At 64.9% G+C, this 2,057-nt stretch carries 3 protein-coding genes; all 3 read left to right on the forward strand.

Features of this window, described 5'->3' with window-relative positions; translation table 11 throughout:
- Positions 1-55 precede the first annotated feature (55 nt).
- From ACFE99_RS25325 to ACFE99_RS25335, 3 genes are read left to right on the forward strand one after another with little or no spacing between them, the layout of a single operon-like run.
- Positions 56-295 carry a hypothetical protein gene (locus tag ACFE99_RS25325; RefSeq protein ID WP_375489668.1) on the forward strand — a complete coding sequence of 80 codons (240 nt, stop codon included), beginning with the start codon at positions 56-58 and terminating at the stop codon, positions 293-295.
- A gap of 50 nt (positions 296-345) precedes the next feature.
- Positions 346-831: an ISAs1 family transposase gene (locus tag ACFE99_RS25330; protein ID WP_375489672.1), complete on the forward strand. Its 486-nt coding sequence runs from the start codon at positions 346-348 to the stop codon at positions 829-831.
- Between the two features lie 2 nt (positions 832-833).
- Positions 834-1,367 (forward strand): recombinase family protein, encoded by a 534-nt coding sequence (locus tag ACFE99_RS25335; protein WP_375489670.1) that lies wholly within the window; start codon positions 834-836, stop codon positions 1,365-1,367.
- Positions 1,368-2,057 lie beyond the last annotated feature (690 nt).

Consider the following 2,057-nt stretch of genomic DNA (forward strand, 5'->3'; position numbering starts at 1 on the left):
CCCTCAAGGCTAAACTTCCGGGGGGACGATGTCTCATTGTCATTGGCACGGAGGGTTGCGCGGCAGCTTTGACAAGTTCAACGACCGTGCGGCCGCTCAAGTGCTGAGCGTGTTCGCCACCGACACCGCGCTGGTGCTGGCCCATGTCGACATCGCCGAAAAGTCCAACCAGATCCCGGCGGCGCAGACGCTTCTGGCCGAACTCGGCCTCGCCCCTGGCGCCATCGTCACGCTCGACGCCTTGCACTGCCAAAAAAACATTTCGAGATCGCTACAGCCGCCAACGTCGCCCTGATCGTCGGCGTCAAGGACAACCAACCGACCCTGCATCAGCAAATCCAGGACATCTCGTCCACCACGGCGCCGCTCGGGTCTGCCCATAGCCGCGACAAGGGCCGCAACCGCGACGAACGCCGCACCGTCACCGTCTTCGATCCCGCTGACAGTCTGGCCAACACCGACTGGCACCCGCACGTGGCCGCCGCCATCCGGGTCGAGCGCGACGTCTACACACGCAACGCCAAAACCGGGCTACTGCGCCACTCCACCGAAACCGCCTTCTACGTCTCGAACACGCCGGTCACCGCGACCCGCGCCGCCGAGGCGATCCGTGCGCACTGGAAGGTCGAGAACACCTCCCATTACAGCCGCGATGTCACCTTGGGCGAGGACCGCTCGCGCATCCGCGCCAACCCCGGCGTGTTCGCCCGCCTGCGCAGCTTTGCCTTCAACGTCCTCAAAGCGAACCAGACCGATACGTTCAGCCAGGATCGCTACCGCGCCGGTCTTGCAGGCATCGGAAAACTGCTCAGGATGCTCGCTGCATCATAGCGTTGAACAGCCCTGGCACCTATGGGCAGACGCTCGACGCGCAGCTTGAGCAGCTGCGCGCCGAGGGATGCGTCCGGATCCTCCGCGAGAAGGTGAGCGGCGCGCGGGCTGACCGGCGCGAGTTGCTGAGGCTCCTGAAAGCCCTGGGTCCCGGCGACGTGGTGACGGTGACGCGGATCGACCGCTTGGCCCGTTCAACCTTCGACCTGTTTGCCATTGTGAAGCAGATCGTGGACGCGGGCGGGCAGTTCCGGTCACTCGCCGAGCCATGGGCCGACACCGCCACCAGCACCGGACGGCTGATGATCGCCGTTCTGGGCGGGCTGGCAGACGTAGAGCGCGACCTGATCCGCACCCGCACAGCGGAAGGCAGGAGCCGGGCAAAGGCACGTGGACAACACATGGGCCGTCCCTCGAAGCTCACCGACACGCAGAAGACAGAAGCCCGCCGCCGCCGCGCTGAAGGTGCGACAATCAAGGAACTGGCCCGGAGCTACAATGTCGGGCTTGCGACGATCTCGAGGCTCTCCCGGTGACCTGCTGCCCCTTTGCTCGTGGGCGCTCAGCAATGGGCGTCCCTGCCACGATCACTTATAGCATGGCGTGCTCCCCGCCTAGCGAATGTAGCTCCGCCGGCCATAGTAGCCGTATCTTGGTCCGTAGAACCGCGGTCTGCCGTAGTAGCGCGGGCGCCCATAGAAGCCCCGCCCGTAGTAGTGGTGCGGGCGCCCGTAAAACCGAGGCCGTCCGTAGTAGCCCGGCCGTCCGTAATATTGGATCACCTGAACCAGGCTGTCGGCTGGCCGAACTGCCGTGGCCATGGGTTCGGCGCGAGCTGGCATGCCCGTGAACAGCAGACCCAGCGTCAGCGCCAAAGCCGCCAAGTGTCTCATCAGCGCATTCCGCACGAGTCGCCTCCCGCTTCCATATCGGCACCATAACAGAAAGGCGGCGGGATCGAAGCGGTGAACTCGGCAGGCAAGCATGTTTTCGGCCTGTGCGAGGCCGATGTGATTCTTGCCATCCGCTTGAGGCCGCTCAGATTGACGTGTCGGTCGCGTTCTGCAACGTGTTCGGGCTGCGTCGCCCATCTGGCCTGCCTCGGAGCCTGCCATGCGTCCTCTGTTGATCGCGTTCACCTTTGCTGTCGCCCTGTCAGGAACGGCGCAGGCTCAATCCGTGATGTGCCGCGACGGCACCGTGCTATCCGGTGCGAATGCCCGGGC

It is taken from the genome of uncultured Mycobacterium sp. (assembly GCF_964249325.1).
In the GTDB taxonomy this organism is placed as follows: Bacteria; Actinomycetota; Actinomycetes; order Mycobacteriales; family Mycobacteriaceae; genus Mycobacterium.